Source organism: Streptomyces sp. NPDC090021 (assembly GCF_044748225.1).
Taxonomy (GTDB): Bacteria; Actinomycetota; Actinomycetes; order Streptomycetales; family Streptomycetaceae; genus Streptomyces.
Map to the genome: position 1 here is coordinate 51024 of NZ_JBIVFO010000031.1, position 16089 is coordinate 67112.

Below are 16089 nucleotides of genomic sequence, written 5' to 3' on the forward strand. Positions count from 1 at the left end.
CCGTCGTGCGGAGGTCGTCGTACGGGCCCCTTCGTACGGGCCCCTTCGTACGGGCCCCTTCGTACGGGCCCCTTCGTACGGACGCTGTCCGGCCCGGGGGCCCCTTCCACACCCCGCCCACGGTCCTCGACCGCCCCCTGCTGTTCATCGCGGGCGGCCTGCCCGTCCACCGCGACGGCCGGCTCATCGGCGCCGTGGGCGTCGGCGTCGGCGGCGGCTCCCCGGAGCAGGACCACGCGTCCGCCACCGCGGCGATCGACGCCCTCGTCCGAGAGCGCCGGGTCGCGCGCCCGTGTCCCCCGTGCCACGTTGGGTACGGGGGACACGGGCACATGATGCGGAAACCGAAGCGGCACAGGAGGGTCCACACGATCGCGACGGCAGGTGTCGCCGCGCTGGTCACCCTTGCCCTCCCCGGCTGCACGGCCGCCTCCGACGAGGTACGCACCCCCGGCCCCGCGACCCCGGCCCGTTCCGGCCCGGCGACCGCCCCGCCCGCAGCAGCCCCCACCCCGCCGGCCCCCCCGTCCCCCACGTACGCCCTGTCCACCGCCCCGCGCACCATCCCGGCCGTACGGGAGCACCAACCGGCCCGCGGCCCCGGATGGAAGCCGGCCCCCCAGGCGCGGGTGCTCGTCGCACAGGACGACACCGCCGCCCTCTCCGACGAGGCCCGGCTGCTCGCCGGGGAACTGGGCCTCCAGTACGGCGAGGCGGCGGCCCCCCGCGCAGGCGACGTGGAACTCTCGGTGGAGGGCACGGGCAAGCCCGAGTCCTACACCCTCACCGTCAAGGACGGCCGCGTACGCATCAACGGCCCCGACGAGGCCGGGGTCTTCTACGGCACCCGCACCCTCAAACAGGCCGTACGCGCCTCCGGCTCGGCCCCCGAGGGCACCGTGCGCGACGCCCCGGCCAAACCCCAGCGCGGACTCAACCTCGACATAGCGCGCAAGCACTTCACGCCCGACTGGATAAAGAACCGGCTGCGCGAGATGGCCGACCTCAAGCTCAACCAGCTCGGCCTGCACCTCTCCGACGACCAGGCCTTCCGGATCCAGTCCGACAGCCACCCCGAGATCGTCTCCACCCCGCACCTCACCAAGGCGCAGGTACGCGACATCACCGCGCTCGCCTCCCGGCTGCACATCACCGTGGTCCCGGAGATCGACTCGCCCGGCCACCTCGGCGCGGTGCTGCGCGCCCACCCCGACCTGCAACTGCGGGACGTGAACGGCAGGGCCGTCAAGGGCGCGGTGGACATATCCAACCCGGCTTCGGCCGAGCTGATCGACGACCTGCTGCGCGAGTACCGGCCGCTCTTCCCCGGCGGGGCCTGGCACCTCGGCGCCGACGAGTACCAGGCGCTGGTCGTCCGCGATCCGCAGGCCTCCTTCCCCCAGCTCGCGCGGGCGGCGCAGGAGCGCTACGGACCCTCGGCGCGCGTGCAGGACCTGGCCACGGGCTGGCTGAACGACCGCGCCGACGTGGTCCGCCCTTCGGGGAAGGCGCTCAAGGCGTGGAACGACGGGTTCTTCGCCGGCGGGGTGACCAGCGCCGCCGAGGACATCCAGGTCGAGTACTGGACCGGCAAGGAGATAGGCGCCCGTCCGCCGCTGGAGTACCTGCGCGAGGGCCGCAAGCTCGTGAACCTCAACGACGAGTACCTGTACTACGTGCTCGGCGAGCCGAACCAGTTCACCTACCCCACCGGCCGGCGGATCTACGAGCAGTGGACCCCGCTGGTGCTGCGCGGCACCACCCCCGTGCCCGCCTCCTACGACGGCCAGATCCTCGGCGGCCGCCTCGCCGTCTGGGCCGACCTGTCCGGCGCGCAGACCCAGGACCAGGTGGCGGCCGGCATCCGGATGCCGCTGGCCGCGCTCTCGCAGAAGGTCTGGGACGCGCGGACGCCCCAGTTGTCCTGGGCCGACTTCCAGGCCCTCGCCGGGCGGCTCTGAGCCCCCGCGCCCCTGCGCTCAGCCCTCCGGGTGCCGCCCGGGCCGTCTGCGGCCGGCGGCCCACCGGACGGCTTGCGGCAGCGCCGTGACCACCGTCAGCGTCAAGGCGGCGGCGCAGCCCCGGAGCAGGGGTTCGGAGACGGTGGCCGAAGCCGCGACGAACAGCGCCACCGTCACCGCGCCCCAGACCCCGGCCCAGCCGGCGCGGCGGCGCCGGCGTCCCGACCGCAGCATGCGGTCGAGGGCACGGTCGGTCCTCAGCTCTGCCTCGATCGCCGAGAGGACGCGCTGCTCGCGATCGGAAAGGCCGGCTCCGTCCATCACGGCGCACCTCCGCGGGCTGCCGCCGCCGGGCGCGGACCGCAGCCTGTGGCCTGCGAATACCCGGCCTGCCGCGCGTCAACCCCCGGAGGCCGCCTTAACCCCCGGAGGGCGCCGAGGGCCGCCGTCCGGTGTCACCAGATGGCGTCGACCCACTCCGGGTGGTCGATGAACGGGTTGCGGTTGTGCTGGTACACGTCGAATATGACCTGGTTGCGCCGCTGCTCGAAGGCGTCCGGCGGGTCCGTCCGGTTCCACTGCTTCAGCAGGCTGATCCTGCCCAACAGCGGGGCCGAGCCGTTGTTGACCCTGTCGTTCATCTCCAGGTCCGCGAAGCCGTCGCCGCCGTCGTAGCGGACGGCCATGTAGAGCAGCATGCGCGCCACGTCGCCCTTGACCGCGTCCCGGGGCTCGAAGGAGTCGGCGTCGGTCCGGCTGCCCGGCGCCTCGCCGACGGGGCTGCCGCCGAGGTCGAAGTCCTTGTTGCCGCGGGTGCTGTTCACGGTGACGTCCTCGGGCCGCAGGTGGTGCAGGTCGGTGCCCGGTCCGGTGGCGGTACCGAAGCCGCCGTGGCTCTTGGCCCAGACGTGCTCACGGTTCCAGTCGTTGACGCCGCCGCCGTTCGTCGCCTTGGACTGCGAGCGGCCGGAGTAGAGGAGGATGACGTTGTTCGGGTTCGCGGGGTCCTGGTCGGTCACCTTCAGGGCGTTCCAGACACCGTCGTAGGTCACCTTGGACTGTGACGTGACGATGTCGTGCAGGGCCGCCTTCAGCGCGGCCCCGGTCTTGCCCTCGGCGGGCGCGTAGTACGTGTCGTACGAGGCGGCCGTGGCGGGGGCGGCCACGGGGGTCCGGGGCGCCGCCGTGTCCTGCAGGGCGGCGGACGCGGACGTCGGCACGGCGAACAGGGATACGGCGGCGAGTCCGGCCGCCCAGGGGGTCAGGCGCGAGATTCTCATCGGGTGGGGGGTACCTCTCCGTACGCACCGTCCCCGCCCGGGGAATTGGCGGGGGATCAGGTGGCCGAACGAGGATGGCATTGTCATGTGCCCATCAGGCAAAAAACATGTGTCGGGGACGTGGAAGCCCGGGGTGTGCGCCCCCATGACCGCGGGCAGGGTAGCGATGGCCCCGCAGGGGCCGCCCCGACCGTGAACGGCCTTGTCTGGAGCAGCCCATGGCAGTGAAGATCCTCATCGTGACCGGCGACGCGGCCGAATCGCTGGAGGTGCTGTATCCGTATCAGCGCCTGCGTGAGGAGGGGTACGAGGTCCACATCGCGGCGCCGCAGGTGAAGAAGCTGCGGTTCGTGGTCCACGACTTCGAGGAGGGCTTCGACACCTACACCGAGAAGCCGGGCTACACCTGGCCGGCCGATCTGGCCTTCACGGACGTGGTCACGGAGGACTACGCCGCCCTCGTGATCCCCGGTGGCCGCGCGCCGGAGTACCTGCGCAACGATCCCGAGGTGCGGCGGATCCTGGCCGCCTTCGCCGAGGCCGACAAGCCGATCGCGCAGATCTGCCACGGCCCGCTGATCACCGCCGCGGCAGGTGGCCTGGCCGGGCGCAGGGTGACCGCGTACCCTGCGCTGGAACTGGACATGAAAGCCGCGGGCGCCGACTTCGAGGACTCCGAGACGGTGGTCGACGGCACCCTGGTCTCGGCCAGGGCCTGGCCCGACCACTCGCGCTGGATGAGGGAGTTCCTGACCGTTCTGCGCGGCAAGGCCCCCGTGGTCTGAACCGGCGCACCCCGGGTCGTCCGCCGACCGGGAACGCGCGGGTGGCCGTGACCCCCGACCGAGGGGTCACGGCCACCGCTCCCGCCCGCGTCAGCTGCCGGTGGTGATCGCCGGAGCCGGCTCGTACTTGTAGTTCGGGCCGAAGTTCTTCTTCACGGCCGCTTCCCAGGACCCGTCCTGGACCATCTTCTTCAGCGCCTCGTTGATCTTGCGCTGGAGCTCCTTCTCGCCCTTCTTGACGCCGATGCCGTAGTTCTCGTTGCTGAGGCTCTGGCCGGTCAGCTTGAACTTGCCCTCGTTCCCCTTGCGGGCGGCGTACCCGGCCAGGATCGCGTTGTCCGTGGTCAGGGCGTCGACGCGGCCCTCCTGCAGGGCGACGACACAGTCCGAGTACCCGCCGAGCTCCAGCAGGGCCGCCTTGGGGGCGAGGTTCTTCTTGAGGTTCTCGGCGGACGTGGAACCCGTGACCGAGCACATCGTCTTGGAGTTGAGGTCCTCGGCCTTGGCGATGGAGGTGTCGTCGGCGCGGGTCAGCAGGTCCTGGTGGGCCACGAAGTACGGGCCGGCGAAGTCGACCTTCTCCTTGCGCTTCTCGTTGATCGAATAGCTCGCGACGACGAATTCGACCTCGTTGTACTGCAGCAGCAGTTCGCGGTCGTTGCTGAGGACCTGCTTGAACTCGATCTGCTCCGGCTTGTAGCCGAGCTCCTTGGCCACATAGGTGGCGACATCCACGTCGAAGCCGCTGAAGACACCGCCGGTCTCCCGCATGCCGATGCCCGGCTGGTCGAACTTGATGCCGATGGGAAGGGTCCCCTTGTCCTCGTCTCCACCGCCGCACCCGGTGGCGGTCAGGGCGAGGGCGATCACTGCGGCGACCGCGCCGGCCTGGGGAACCTTCATGCTTGCACTCTTTCCTGGGGGGAACGCGGGACGCGTCACCGGGATCGCCGGGCGTGTGGAACCGCGGGAACGTACGACACGTCGAGACACGTGTACGAGGAAGCTAGGAAGAGGGCGCCCTTAGCGTCACTACATTTGAGCAAAACTTGAGGATAACGATCCGGCTCGACCGTAATTTGTTCGGTGAAACCGGGTCTGACCAGCAGAAAGGGGCGGGTGTGGGAACGGGTTCGGTACGGGTGGACGGAAATGCGCTGCTATTGGGAGAAGGGGTGCAGATCCGGTTCATACGGACCCTGCGTCTGCCCGAATCCGGAACGCACGCGCTGCCGCCGGGACTGGGGGAATTCCCCCTGCGCAGGGTCGAGGACCACCCGGACACCGTTCCCCCGGAGTGGCTGGCGAAGGGCGGCGTGATGCTGCCCGTGTACCTGCGCGAGGCGATGTGGCTGAGCTTCGGCGGGACCCGGGCGCCCGCCGCCCTCCAGGTCGGCGTCGGCAAGGTGTGCGCCGTCTCCGGCGCGCGCTGGAGCGGCCGTCTGGCGCGCAGCCCGCAGAACTACGTGGTGCTGCCCCGGCAGCCCTGGCTGGACGGGATCAACTCGGGGGACGGGACGGTGCGCCAGTTCGTCGCCGTACCCCTGGGGCTCGGTGCCACGGTCGAGGGACAGGTCACGGGGGAGGAGACCACCGGCGGTGTGCAGCTCCAGGCGTTCGAGCTGGGCCGCGCGGCGCTGGCGCAGTGGCACCGCGTCGAACGGGCGCGCCTGACCCCGCCCCAGCCCCCGCCGCCGGCCCCGGTGGGCGGCGAGGGGCTCTATGGCGGCCCGCCCGTGCAGGCCCCCATGGGCGGCGCCTTCGGCGGCCCGGTCCCGGCGCCGATGACGGCTCCGCCCGCACCGGCCGGGGCGCCCCGTTCGGCCCGCCCGGGCGGCAGGTCGGGCCCGCCCGCGGCTCCTGCGATGGGGCTCGGCGTGGGCGGCAGCATGCGTCAGGAGGTCTACCGGGACGAGCGCCCGCTCTCCGACTGGGCCGAGGAGCCGGCCGCCCGGGTCTTCGTGCACCTGGTGCCCCCGCCCGCGTGGCGCCGTATCACCGGGGAGGAGGCTCCGCCCTCGCCGGTCGACCGGGCCGCCTACACCAAGGCGGGGCTGCCCTGGTTCGACTACTACGACGAGTCGGCCGCCGATCTGGCCCCGACCGACGCCCTGAGCGGGGTCAAGCCGGTGGGGGAGTGGCTCGGTGACGACCACGACCCGTGGGTGGAGCCGGCTCCCGGCCAGGTCGAGCCGCTAGGGAACGCCCCGAGGCCTGGCCGGCCCGTACAGGACGGGGACTGGTAGCCGACCCGAGGGCGCGGCGCGACCGGATCGGCCCGACTGGCCGGGAACGTACGGCCGTTCGGGCCCGGAGGCGGCGTCCGTGGGATCATGAGCGGGCAATGCCCGCAGACGAAGGGGGAGTTCGGTGACCGGTGTACGTAAAGGACTGGCCAAGGTGGAGGTCGCGCTGCGGTGGGACCCCAGCCCGGCCGGCACCCCCGCGAACGACCTCGACATAGTCGCCGCGGTGTACGCGGCCGCCGATCCGCACGGCGCTCCCGTCCAGCTCGTCCACTTCGGCAGCCGGTCGCCGGACGGGACCATCACCCTCAACCGGGACAGTCACACCGGTCAGGGCTTCGGCTTCGACGAGGTGATGACCGTCGAACTGCACCGGATGGCGCCGGACAAGGGCCGTGTGGTGATCGGCGTGGTCATCCAGGACTCCGGTGCGGGAACGGGCCGGGGCGCGGCGGGCGCGAAGACCTTCGCCGAGGTCGCGGGCACCGGGTTCCGGATCAGGGAGGGGTACACCGACCTCGCCCAGGGCGACTTCGCGGGCGTGTCCGGCGCCACCGCCGCCACCGTCGCCGAGTTCACCCGGGACGCCTCGGGCGCCTGGTCGTTCGAGCTGCGGCTGGAGGGCTTCGACGCGGACCCGGAGGAGTTCACCCGGGCCATGGGCGGGGTCCGCTGAACACGGCGGAGGGCGGAGACCGCCGCGGGGCCGCTCAGAGCCGCGGGGCCGCTCAGAGCGGGCGGCGGTCACTCGGGTGAGTGGCCGCCGCCCGGTCCGGGTGGCGCGCTGCCGCCGTCCCCACGAGGCAGCGCGGGCGGGCCGACGTCAGGTCATCGGGACGACGGCCCGCCGGTTCAGGGGGTCCGGCCGGCCGCCGGCCGGGCGGGGAGCTCGGGTGCGAGACCCAGGGCCGGGAGGATGACCGCCTCCACGAACCGGATCAGGTAGTCGGCGTCCGCGTACCGCCCTTCCAGCACGGGCCGGATGCGGAGCACGCCCATCAGCTGGGCCGGCAGGAACTCCACCGCGGGATGGTCCGCGGTGATCTCTCCGCGGGCCACGGCCCGCCCGACCATCGCGTCGAAGGCGGCCAGTTCGGGTTCCACCAGTGCCTCGCGCAGGGCGGCCTGCAGTGCCTCGTCGCTGAGTACGGCGTGTCCGAGGGCCTGCGTCAGCCGGGTGTCGCGGCCGGAGGTGCCGGCCGCGATCCGGGCCGCCTCGCGCAGGTCGCCCGCCAGGCTCCCGGTGTCCACCGCGGCGAGGGTGCCCCGCCGGCCGGAGCGCAGGGCGGCGGCCACCAGCTGGGGCTTGGTCCGCCACTGCCGGTAGAGCGTGGACTTCCCGCAGCTGGCCCGGGCGGCGATGCCCTCCATGGTCAGGGCCTCGTAGCCGTGCTCGCGCAGCTGCTCCAGGACGGCGTCGTAGAACTCCTGCTCCCGCTCCGGAGTGATCTTGGAGCGGCGCGCGGCGGGCGGCGTCGACGTCATGGGGTGCGGCTCTCCTCGGGGTGCGCCTCGGGCGCGGGGTCCTGCTTCGAAGTGTACGGGAACGCGACCGTATCGGTACACGAACGTATCGATACGCCAATGTATCGATACACTGGCGTGTCGCTGTGTGCGCAACAGGAAGAGAGACCGGGGGATGACCGCCCACACCACGCCTGCCGGGCCGGCAGCCGGACCGAGAGCAGCCCGCCGACGCCTCATACGCGAGCTGCTCCTCGTCGCGGGTTTCTTCACCGTCTACAAGGCGGGACGGCTGCTCTCGGCCGACCGCACCGGCGAGGCCTTCCGCAACGCGGAACGGATCTGGGACGCCGAACGCGCCCTGCACCTGCCCGGCGAGGGCGCGGTGCAGCGGCTGCTGCTGCACGGGGACGCGCTCGTGACGACCGCGAACACCTACTACGCGGGCGTCCACTTCCCGGCCACCGCGCTCTTCCTGATCTGGCTCTACGTTCGCCGCCCCGCCCACTACCTGTGGACCCGCCGGGTGCTCGCGGTGCTCACCGGAGCCGCGCTCGTGCTGCACCTCGTCCATCCCCTCGCGCCCCCGCGGATGCTTCCCGTCGCCCGGCTCGTCGACACCGGACAGGTCTACGGGCCCACCGTCTACCGGGCCGCACCGGACGCCGACACCCTGGCCAACCAGTTCGCCGCGATGCCCTCCCTGCACTTCGGCTGGGCTCTCATGCTCGCCATCGGCATGATCGTCGCGACCCGCGGGAAGAAGGGCGGGAAGGGCTCGCCCTGGCGGCTGCTGTGGCTGCTGCACCCGCTGGTGACCCTCCTGGTGATAGTCGCCACCGCCAACCACTACTGGCTCGACGCGATCGTCGCCGCCGTCCTGCTCGGGGCCGCCCTGCTGCTGGTCCCGCGGCCGCGTGCGAGCGGCCGGGACGGGACGGACGCGGGCACGGGCACCGACGCGGGCACGGGCACGGACGCGGGCTCGGACGCGGGCTCGGACGCGGGCACCGGTGACGGCGCGGAGGGTGCCGTACCCGCATTCCCGCGCCAGAAGGGCGCCGTCGCGGCCGCGGGAGCGGGAGCGGGGAAGTGAACGACACCGTCCTGGCCGTCGGCCTCTGCCTCGCCTCGGCCGTGGCCTACGCGGCGGGCGCCGTCGCCCAGGAACGGCTCGCCCGTGCCGGTGTCGCGCGCAGCGCCGGGGCGCTGCTGGGTTCCGGCGTCTGGTGGTGGTCGGCCGGGCTGAACGCGGCCGCGGCCCTGCTGCACGCTGCGGCCCTGCGCTACGGGCCCCTCACCCTGGTGCAGCCGCTCGGCGCGCTCACCCTGGTGGCCGCCGTCCCGATGGGGGCGCGCCGGGCCGGGCGCCGCGTGGCGGCCACCGAATGGCGCGGCACCCTCGCCACCGTGGCCGGACTCGGCCTGCTGCTGCTCCCGGCCTCCGGACCCGCCCCCGACGACACCCTCACGCTGGTCGAGGCGCTCGCCGTCTCCGGGGCGACCACCGCGGTGATCCTCTCCCTGACCGCGGTCCGGGACCCGGGCTCGGGGCTGCGGCACGCCACGGCCTCGGGACTGGCGTCCGCGGTGGCCTCCGCGCTGACCCAGACCGTGGCCGTCGCGGGCGGCCGCGGAGGCTCCCTGCTCAGCGTCCGGGTCGTCGCCGTGGCCCTGCTCGTCGTGGTGTTCGCGGTCGGCGGGATGCTGCTTTCGCAGCGCGCCTACCGGGGCGGCGGGCTCGGTGCCCCGCTCGCCGTGGTCAACCTGGCCAACCCCCTCGCCGCGGCCGCCATCGGCGCGGTCCTGCTCGGAGAACGCCTCCAGGGCGGGCCGGCGGGGCTGGTGCTGGCGGGAGCCGGAGCGCTCGTGGCGGCGCGCGGCGTGGTCCTGCTGACCCGGGCACCGGCCGCGCCGACGGGCGCCGCGCCGGTCCGCGTGCCGCCCGGGCAGGCGGAACTGGCCGTGCCCGGAGGCGGGGTGTCCGTCGGATCCCGCTGATCCAGGGCGTCGCGGGCACTCCGGGGAAGCGCTTCGCCGTCGCCGGTGCCCCCGGGGCACCGGTCCGGCCCGCCGGGATCCGGCCGTTGTCCGGCCGTACGACCGCTGCCCCCGCAGCCGCCGGAACCGGGCCCACTACCCTGGCCGCGCGGCGCGACGTACGAGGTCCCGCGCGACCAGCGCCACGCGGTGGCCACCACCTCCGCCCGCCACCGGTTGTACGGGGCACAAGCACCCGGCGGGTGCTACGACCGCACCGTGGACACCGTCCAGGGCACCGTGACGGTGGACCGCCGCCGCTGCTGACACAGGCGCCGCCTACGATTCCGCCATGGAAACGAGTGAGGCCGGCAGACAGCTGGTCGACGGGCGCTTCGAGCTGGTTGCGCCCCTGGGCAGCGGCGGCATGGGTACGGTTTGGCGGGCGCGCGACATCGCCCTGCACCGAGAGGTGGCGCTCAAGGAGGTGCGCCCGCCCGACCCGGCGACCGCCGCCGCCCAGCCCGGGCTGGCCGATCAGATGCGCGAGCGCGCCGTCCGCGAGGCCCGCGCGCTCGCCCGCCTCGCCCACCCCCACGTCGTGACCATCCACCACATCGTCGAACCGGCGGACGGCGCGGACGGCCACCCCTGGATCGTCATGGAGATGGTCAAGGGCGGCTCCCTGCACGACCGTTTGGAGTCGGGCCCGATGCCGCCCGCGGAAGCGGTGCGGCTCGGCCTCGACGTACTGTCCGCGCTGCGCGCAGCCCACGCCGAAGGCGTCCTGCACCGTGATGTGAAGCCGGCCAACGTGCTGCTGCGCCCGGACGGCTCCGCGGTGCTCACCGACTTCGGCATCGCCGCCCTGCACGACTCCACCGGGCTCACCGCGACCGGCGTGCTGATCGGCTCGCCCGAGTACATCGCGCCCGAGCGCGTCCGCGGGGAGGAGGGGCTGGCGGCCTCCGACCTGTGGTCGTTGGGCATGCTCCTGTACGTGGCCGCGGAGGGGGTGAGCCCGCTGCGCCGGGCCACCAGCCTGGCCACGGTCGTCGCCGTGCTCGACGAGCCGATCCCCGCGCCGGTGCGCTCCGGCCCGCTGGGGCCCGTACTGGAACGGCTCCTGGTACGGGACCCGGCCGTACGCCCCGACGGCGCACAGCTGGAACAACTGCTCCGGGAGGCGAGCGCCGCTCTCGGTTCCGGCGCCGGCCACGGCTCGGGCCACGGCTCGGGCTCCGGTCCCGCGCCCGTCACCCCGCCCGCCGCTGCCGTCGCCTCCCCGCCCGTGCCCGGCCCGTACGGGCAGTTCGGTCCGTACGCGCCGAACAGCACCCCGAACACCCCGAACACCGCGCCGCCGTACGGCTCCGGTGCCTCCCCGTACGCGGCGCCCACCCGGCCCGTCCCGGTCGGCTCCGCCCCGCGCCGGCGACCGTTCCTGATCGGCGCCGCCCTCACCGCGGTCCTGGCAGCAGGTGTGTTCGGCATCGTCCAGCTGCTGCCCGACGGGAACTCCGGCGACGACGAGGCGAAGGGCGGCGACGCGACCTCCTCCGCCGCCGCCCCGCCCGTGCGGTCGGCCTCCTCGGCCCCGGATCCGAGGGCGAGCGCGCAGAAGGCGGACGCGCCCAAGGGCGGCATGTTGACGCCGGAGAACGTCCGCACCGCCCTGGAAGCGTTCAAGAAGGAGACGGGGACGACCACCTTCGTCGACATGACGCTCTACGACGGCTACATCCTCGCCTCCATCCCCACCGCCGCCGGCGCCGAGACCGTCGACTCGTGGCAGTACCGGGACGGCGCCGCCTCGCGCACGGGACCGGACGGCACGGTCGAGGAGGGGGAGCCGCTGATCGACATGGCCACGGTCAACTGGGACGCCCTGCCCGGGATGCTGGAGCAGTCCAAGAAGGACCTGAAGGTCGAGACGCCGACCTCGCGCCACGTCATCGTCGACCCCTGGATGATGGACCAGGTCCCCTCGATCCGTACCTACCTCAGCGACGAGTACGGCCGCGGCGGCTACGTCCTGTGGAAGACCGACGGAAGCCTGCGGAAGGTCACCGCCACCTGACCCCGGGCCCGCGACCGACCCCGACCCCGGGTCCGCGACCGACCCCGGGCCCGCCACCTGACCCCGGGCCCGCGACCGACCGCGGGCCCGCACCGGAACCGCCCGCGCGTATCCTGAGGAGCACCACCACCATGCCCAGCTGGCGCACCACCCTCACGACGGCCGGGATATCCGGCACCCGGCTGCGGGAGGACTACACGCATGCCGCCCGCCGGGTGCTCCGTCGTGAACCCGCGCCGTACCTCGCGCTGCGGCTGCTGGCCACGCCGCCCCTGGTGCCGTACCTCGCCGCCGGGCTGGCCTTCATGAACCTGGTCGACGACGTGGCCGAGACCGGTACCCGGCAGCAACGGGCCGCGGGCCTCGCCGCGTTGACCGAGCGGGTCGCCGCCGCCCTGCAGTCCGGGGACAGCCCCGACCCCGTGCTGCGGGCCTACGCCCACGCCGTGGACTCCCGGGGCCTGCCCGGGCACTGGGTGAGCAGGTTCCTCGCGGGCGCCGCCACGGCGGAGGCCGCCTTCGACGGCTTCGCCGACGAAGCCGACTTTCAGGCCTACCTCGACGCGTACGCCTGGCCCGGGGTGCTGGTCTTCACCGGACTGCAGTACCAGGGCGGCCCGGATCCCGAACAGGCCGCCGGCTGGCGGCGGTTCGTCGACGCGGCCCAGCGCGTCGACTTCCTGGCCGACCTCCACGGCGACCTCGCCGACGGCCGGCTCTGCCTCCCGCTCGCCCGCCTGGAGGAGTACTCCGTGACCCGGGCCGACCTGGAGCGGGCGCGCGACACCCCTGCCGTGCGCGCCCTCCTCGCGGCTGAGAGCCGGCGGGCCCGCGCCGCACTCGACGCCACCCACGGCATCCTCGACCTCGCCGAGCCCGGCCTGCGTCCCGTCGTCGCCACCATGGCGGACCTCATGGCCCACCAGCTGACGGCCGTCGAGCGGGCCGGGGCCGACGCCCTGCGCCGGGACGTCGGGTACGGTCCCGCGGCGCCCCTGCGGATCCTCCTCCGCGCCGCGGCCTCCCGGAGGGCGTCCCTGCGCCCGGTCAGTACGGGCCGTTGACGTTGTCGATGGACCCGTAGCGGGCGGCCGCGTAGTTGCAGGCCGCGGTGATGTTGGCCACCGGGTCGTAGGAGTCGGTCGACGTACCGGGTACGTGATAGGCCTTGAAGGTCGGGTCGATGACCTGGAGCAGGCCCTTCGAGGGGATTCCGTTACGGGCGTTGATGTCCCAGAGGTTGATCGCCCTGGGGTTGCCCGAGGACTCCCGCATCACGTTGCGGTGAATTCCGTTGTAGGTGCCGGGAATACCGTGCTTGGCCATCACGTCGAGGGACTCGCGGATCCACCCGTCGAGATTGTTCGGGTAGGAGGCGGCCGGCTTGGCGGCGGCCTTCGCGGCGGGCCGGGCGGCCGTGGCGGCCTTCGTCTGGGTGCCGATGGTCAGTTTGATGCCGGGCTGGATGACCGAGGGGTTGTCGCCGACCACGGCGCGGTTCGCCTCGTAGAGCTGCTTCCATCCGCCGCTGACGGAATGGTCCGCGGCGATCTCCGAAAGGGTGTCGCCCGCGACCACGGAATACGTGGTGGGAGGGGCCGTCGCCACGTTGACGGCGGCGGTGGCCGCGGTGGCCGCGGTGACGGTGGTCACCGCGGCGGCCGGAGCGCCCGTCCCGGCCGCGCCTGCGGTGGTCGCGCTGATCAGCGGGAGCGTGAGAGCCGCGCCACCTGTGCCGGCGAGGGCCAGCTTGCGGGTGATCGGGTTCTGCTTCGGCCGACGGTGCTTACCCTTTGCAGGCATGGCGCAATTCCTCACGTGGGGGGACGGGAGACCCGGCTGGCGGGGCCGTATTCGGCCGTCTCGCCAGCTGGGGTGAGGTGACCGTAGGTGAGCCCGCCGGGCGGGAACAAGCCCCGAATTCCACCGATAGATCGACATCCCGCTATCCGCCCCGGAAATGACCTTGTGGGCATCTCGGCGAAAAGGCCGATTCCCTTTCCGGGAAAAGGGAATCGGCCTCGTGCGGGAAATGATGTTGAAGTGTTCCGCGTGACTGACGTCACGAGGCGGGGACTCGGGGAGCAATAGGGGTAAGTCCGGTATCTGGTGGGCTCATTCGGGCGACTCGCGCGTAGAGGTCAAATCGCCCATCCAGGACTCTTTCCGGCGGGTGCTTCCTCCCCGCGCGCTCCTACGCGGAGAAGGCCCCGCGGAGGGCCGCCAGTCGCTCCAGTACGGCTGCCACCGCCGCCTTCGAGGCCGGCAGCAGCGGAAGGCGCACATCGGGGGTCGGGATCCGCCCCTGGGCGTGGAGGACCCCCTTCACGACGGCCGGATTGGGCTCGGCGAAGACCGCGGCCGACAGTCCCGCCAGCGCGTGCCCCAGCGCCCGGGCGCGCAGCACGTCCCCCGCCCGCCAGGCCGCCGCCAGCTCGGCGAACCGCTCCGTCGCCAGGTGTGCCGAGGCCATGATCCCGCCCGACGCGCCCAGCGCGAGCATCGGCGACAGGTACACGTCGTCCCCGGCCAGCACGTGGAAGCCGGCCGGCCGGTCGCCGAGCAGTTCCACCGCGTCCTGGTCGAGTCCGCCCGAGGAGTACTTCACCCCCACGACCCCGGGCAGCGCGCCGAGGGAACGCAGCGTGGCGGCGTCCAGCGGCTGCCCCGTGCGGTAGGGGACGTGGTAGACGATCAACGGTACGGGGCTCACCCCCGCCAGCCGCTCGAAGTGCGCCGCCACCCCCGCCGCCGAGGGCCGTACGAACGGGGGAACGGCCACCAGCGCCGCCCCCACCTGCGGCCACTGCACCAACCGGGCCAGCGAGGCCTCCGCGGCCCGGGTGCCGGCCGCCCCCGCGCCGACGGTCAGGACGGCGCCCCGCTCCCCGCAGACCCGGGCGCACACGTCGGTGACGAGGTCGCGCTCCGCCTCGTCGAGGCAGGCCGTCTCCCCGGTGGTGCCGAGGGCGACGATGCCGGTGGCGCCCGCGTCGAGCACCTCGTGGGCGAGCGCCTCCAGGGCCCCGGCGGCGATCTCCCCGGTGCGCGCGTACGGGGTGACGAGCGGTACGTGGACCCCGTGGAGCGGGAGCGTCCCCGCGAGGTCCTGTGGGGTGTTCCCCGTCGCGTCCTGTGCGGTGCGCAGTGCGATGTCCTGAGCCGTGTCCCGAGCTGTGTCCTGTGCCGTGTCCTGTGCCATGACGACGAGCCTCACGTACCCCGAGCACCGAATCCAGTTCACGTTTCTTACCCAACCCGTAAGCTGAGCCGATGCTCGATGTACGGCGCCTGCGCCTGCTGCGCGAACTCGCCCGCCGCGGCACGATCGCCGCCGTGGCCGAAGCCCTCTCCTTCAGCCCTTCGGCGGTGTCCCAGCAGCTCGGCGTGCTGGAGCGGGAGGCCGGTCTGCCCCTGCTGGAGCGCACCGGGCGGCGGGTCCGCCTCACCCCGGCCGGGGAGAACCTGGTCCGTCACGCGGAGGCCGTGCTGGAGCGGCTGGAGCAGGCCGACGCGGATCTCGCCGAGGCCCGCGGAGGCCTCTCCGGGGCCCTGCGGATCGGCGCCTTCCCCACCGCCACCCGCACCATCGTCCCGGCCGCGCTGGTGGCCCTGACCCGGCGCCACCCGGGGCTGGAGCCGATGGTCTGCGAGACCGATCCGGCGGCGGTCGCCCACGCCCTGCGGGCCGGGGACCTCGACGTCGCACTGGTCCACGCGTATGACTTCGTACCCGCCGAGCGCGAGCCCGGACTGACCACCGAGCCCCTGTACGGCGAGGCGATGTACCTGGCCGAGCCCGCGCGGGGAACCTCCGCGACGGGCGGAACGCCCGGGGCGCCGGGTGCAGAGGTCTGCCCGCCGCCCGATCAGGGTGCGGTCCTGCGCACGCACGCCGCATCGCCGTGGATCACCGCCACGCCCGGCACCCTCTGCCACACCATGACGGTGCGGGCCTGCCAGGCCGCCGGCTTCACGCCCCGGGTGCGCCACCGGATGGACGACTTCGCGGCCGTGCTCGCGCTGGTCGCGGCGGGCCAGGGCGTGGCCGTCGTGCCCCAGCTCGGTGCCACGGGACCCGCCGACCCCGCTGTGCGCCTCACCCGGCTCGTGATGCAGCGGCGCACCGGCCTGGCCTTCCGCAGCGGGGCCGGGGCCCACCCCGCCGTGGCCGCCTTCGGCGAGGCACTTCGCGCCGCCGTACCGCCGGATCTGGCCGGGTCGCGCGCCGAAGCGTGACACAACTCCCTTACCGGGCGCCGTCCGTGTACGTTCGTTGATCCAGACCGATCG

General features: G+C 73.5%; 15 protein-coding genes. 9 read left to right on the forward strand and 6 right to left on the reverse strand.

Going from position 1 to position 16089, the window contains the following annotated elements:
* Positions 1 to 5 precede the first annotated feature (5 nt).
* The gene (locus ACIPXC_RS24110; protein WP_401621816.1) at positions 6 to 1961 is read left to right on the forward strand and encodes a family 20 glycosylhydrolase; all 1956 of its coding nucleotides are present in this window, start codon (positions 6 to 8) and stop codon (positions 1959 to 1961) included.
* An 18-nt stretch (positions 1962 to 1979) separates the two neighbouring features.
* On the opposite strand, the gene ACIPXC_RS24115 is transcribed toward ACIPXC_RS24110, so the two are convergent.
* The gene (locus ACIPXC_RS24115) at positions 1980 to 2282 is read right to left on the reverse strand and encodes a DUF3040 domain-containing protein (RefSeq protein ID WP_401621819.1); all 303 of its coding nucleotides are present in this window, start codon (positions 2280 to 2282) and stop codon (positions 1980 to 1982) included.
* A gap of 134 nt (positions 2283 to 2416) precedes the next feature.
* Positions 2417 to 3241 (reverse strand): endonuclease I family protein, encoded by an 825-nt coding sequence (locus ACIPXC_RS24120; RefSeq protein WP_401621822.1) that lies wholly within the window; start codon positions 3239 to 3241, stop codon positions 2417 to 2419.
* Between the two features lie 218 nt (positions 3242 to 3459).
* On the opposite strand from ACIPXC_RS24120, the gene ACIPXC_RS24125 reads away from it, so the two are divergent.
* Entirely contained in the window at positions 3460 to 4026 is a 567-nt protein-coding gene (locus ACIPXC_RS24125; RefSeq protein ID WP_401621825.1) for a DJ-1/PfpI family protein, read from the forward strand.
* A 90-nt stretch (positions 4027 to 4116) separates the two neighbouring features.
* On the opposite strand, the gene ACIPXC_RS24130 is transcribed toward ACIPXC_RS24125, so the two are convergent.
* Positions 4117 to 4929: a glutamate ABC transporter substrate-binding protein gene (locus tag ACIPXC_RS24130; protein WP_401621828.1), complete on the reverse strand. Its 813-nt coding sequence runs from the start codon at positions 4927 to 4929 to the stop codon at positions 4117 to 4119.
* A gap of 218 nt (positions 4930 to 5147) precedes the next feature.
* On the opposite strand from ACIPXC_RS24130, the gene ACIPXC_RS24135 reads away from it, so the two are divergent.
* Positions 5148 to 6272, forward strand: a complete 1125-nt coding sequence (locus ACIPXC_RS24135; protein ID WP_401621931.1) for a hypothetical protein — start codon at positions 5148 to 5150, stop codon at positions 6270 to 6272.
* 124 nt (positions 6273 to 6396) lie between these two features.
* Positions 6397 to 6948, forward strand: coding sequence for a TerD family protein (locus tag ACIPXC_RS24140; RefSeq protein ID WP_401621831.1), 552 nt, complete (start codon positions 6397 to 6399; stop codon positions 6946 to 6948).
* Between the two features lie 176 nt (positions 6949 to 7124).
* On the opposite strand, the gene ACIPXC_RS24145 is transcribed toward ACIPXC_RS24140, so the two are convergent.
* Positions 7125 to 7757, reverse strand: coding sequence for a TetR/AcrR family transcriptional regulator (locus tag ACIPXC_RS24145; RefSeq protein ID WP_401621834.1), 633 nt, complete (start codon positions 7755 to 7757; stop codon positions 7125 to 7127).
* Between the two features lie 154 nt (positions 7758 to 7911).
* Here ACIPXC_RS24145 and ACIPXC_RS24150 point away from each other — a divergent pair, with 154 nt between their 5' ends.
* The 4 genes from ACIPXC_RS24150 to ACIPXC_RS24165 all read left to right on the forward strand — a co-directional run bounded on the left by ACIPXC_RS24150 (position 7912) and on the right by ACIPXC_RS24165 (position 12860).
* On the forward strand, positions 7912 to 8832 hold the full coding sequence (locus ACIPXC_RS24150; protein ID WP_401621837.1) for a phosphatase PAP2 family protein: 921 nt from the start codon (positions 7912 to 7914) through the stop codon (positions 8830 to 8832).
* Positions 8829 to 9737 carry a DMT family transporter gene (locus ACIPXC_RS24155; protein WP_401621840.1) on the forward strand — a complete coding sequence of 303 codons (909 nt, stop codon included), beginning with the start codon at positions 8829 to 8831 and terminating at the stop codon, positions 9735 to 9737. Before ACIPXC_RS24150 ends, ACIPXC_RS24155 begins: the two co-directional genes overlap by 4 nt.
* A 331-nt stretch (positions 9738 to 10068) precedes the next feature.
* Positions 10069 to 11796 (forward strand): serine/threonine-protein kinase, encoded by a 1728-nt coding sequence (locus ACIPXC_RS24160; protein WP_401621843.1) that lies wholly within the window; start codon positions 10069 to 10071, stop codon positions 11794 to 11796.
* Between the two features lie 131 nt (positions 11797 to 11927).
* Entirely contained in the window at positions 11928 to 12860 is a 933-nt protein-coding gene (locus tag ACIPXC_RS24165) for a squalene/phytoene synthase family protein (RefSeq protein WP_401621846.1), read from the forward strand.
* On the opposite strand, the gene ACIPXC_RS24170 is transcribed toward ACIPXC_RS24165, so the two are convergent.
* Together ACIPXC_RS24170 and ACIPXC_RS24175 are read right to left on the reverse strand one after the other, a co-directional pair.
* A complete protein-coding gene (locus ACIPXC_RS24170) occupies positions 12844 to 13599 on the reverse strand; it encodes a transglycosylase SLT domain-containing protein (protein WP_401621849.1) in 756 nt (251 codons plus the stop codon). The two genes, ACIPXC_RS24165 and ACIPXC_RS24170, sit on opposite strands and share 17 nt — an antisense overlap.
* Before the next feature lie 391 nt (positions 13600 to 13990).
* Positions 13991 to 14998 (reverse strand): dihydrodipicolinate synthase family protein, encoded by a 1008-nt coding sequence (locus ACIPXC_RS24175; protein WP_401621852.1) that lies wholly within the window; start codon positions 14996 to 14998, stop codon positions 13991 to 13993.
* Positions 14999 to 15069: 71 nt separating this feature from the next.
* On the opposite strand from ACIPXC_RS24175, the gene ACIPXC_RS24180 reads away from it, so the two are divergent.
* Entirely contained in the window at positions 15070 to 16035 is a 966-nt protein-coding gene (locus ACIPXC_RS24180) for a LysR substrate-binding domain-containing protein (RefSeq protein ID WP_401621855.1), read from the forward strand.
* Positions 16036 to 16089 lie beyond the last annotated feature (54 nt).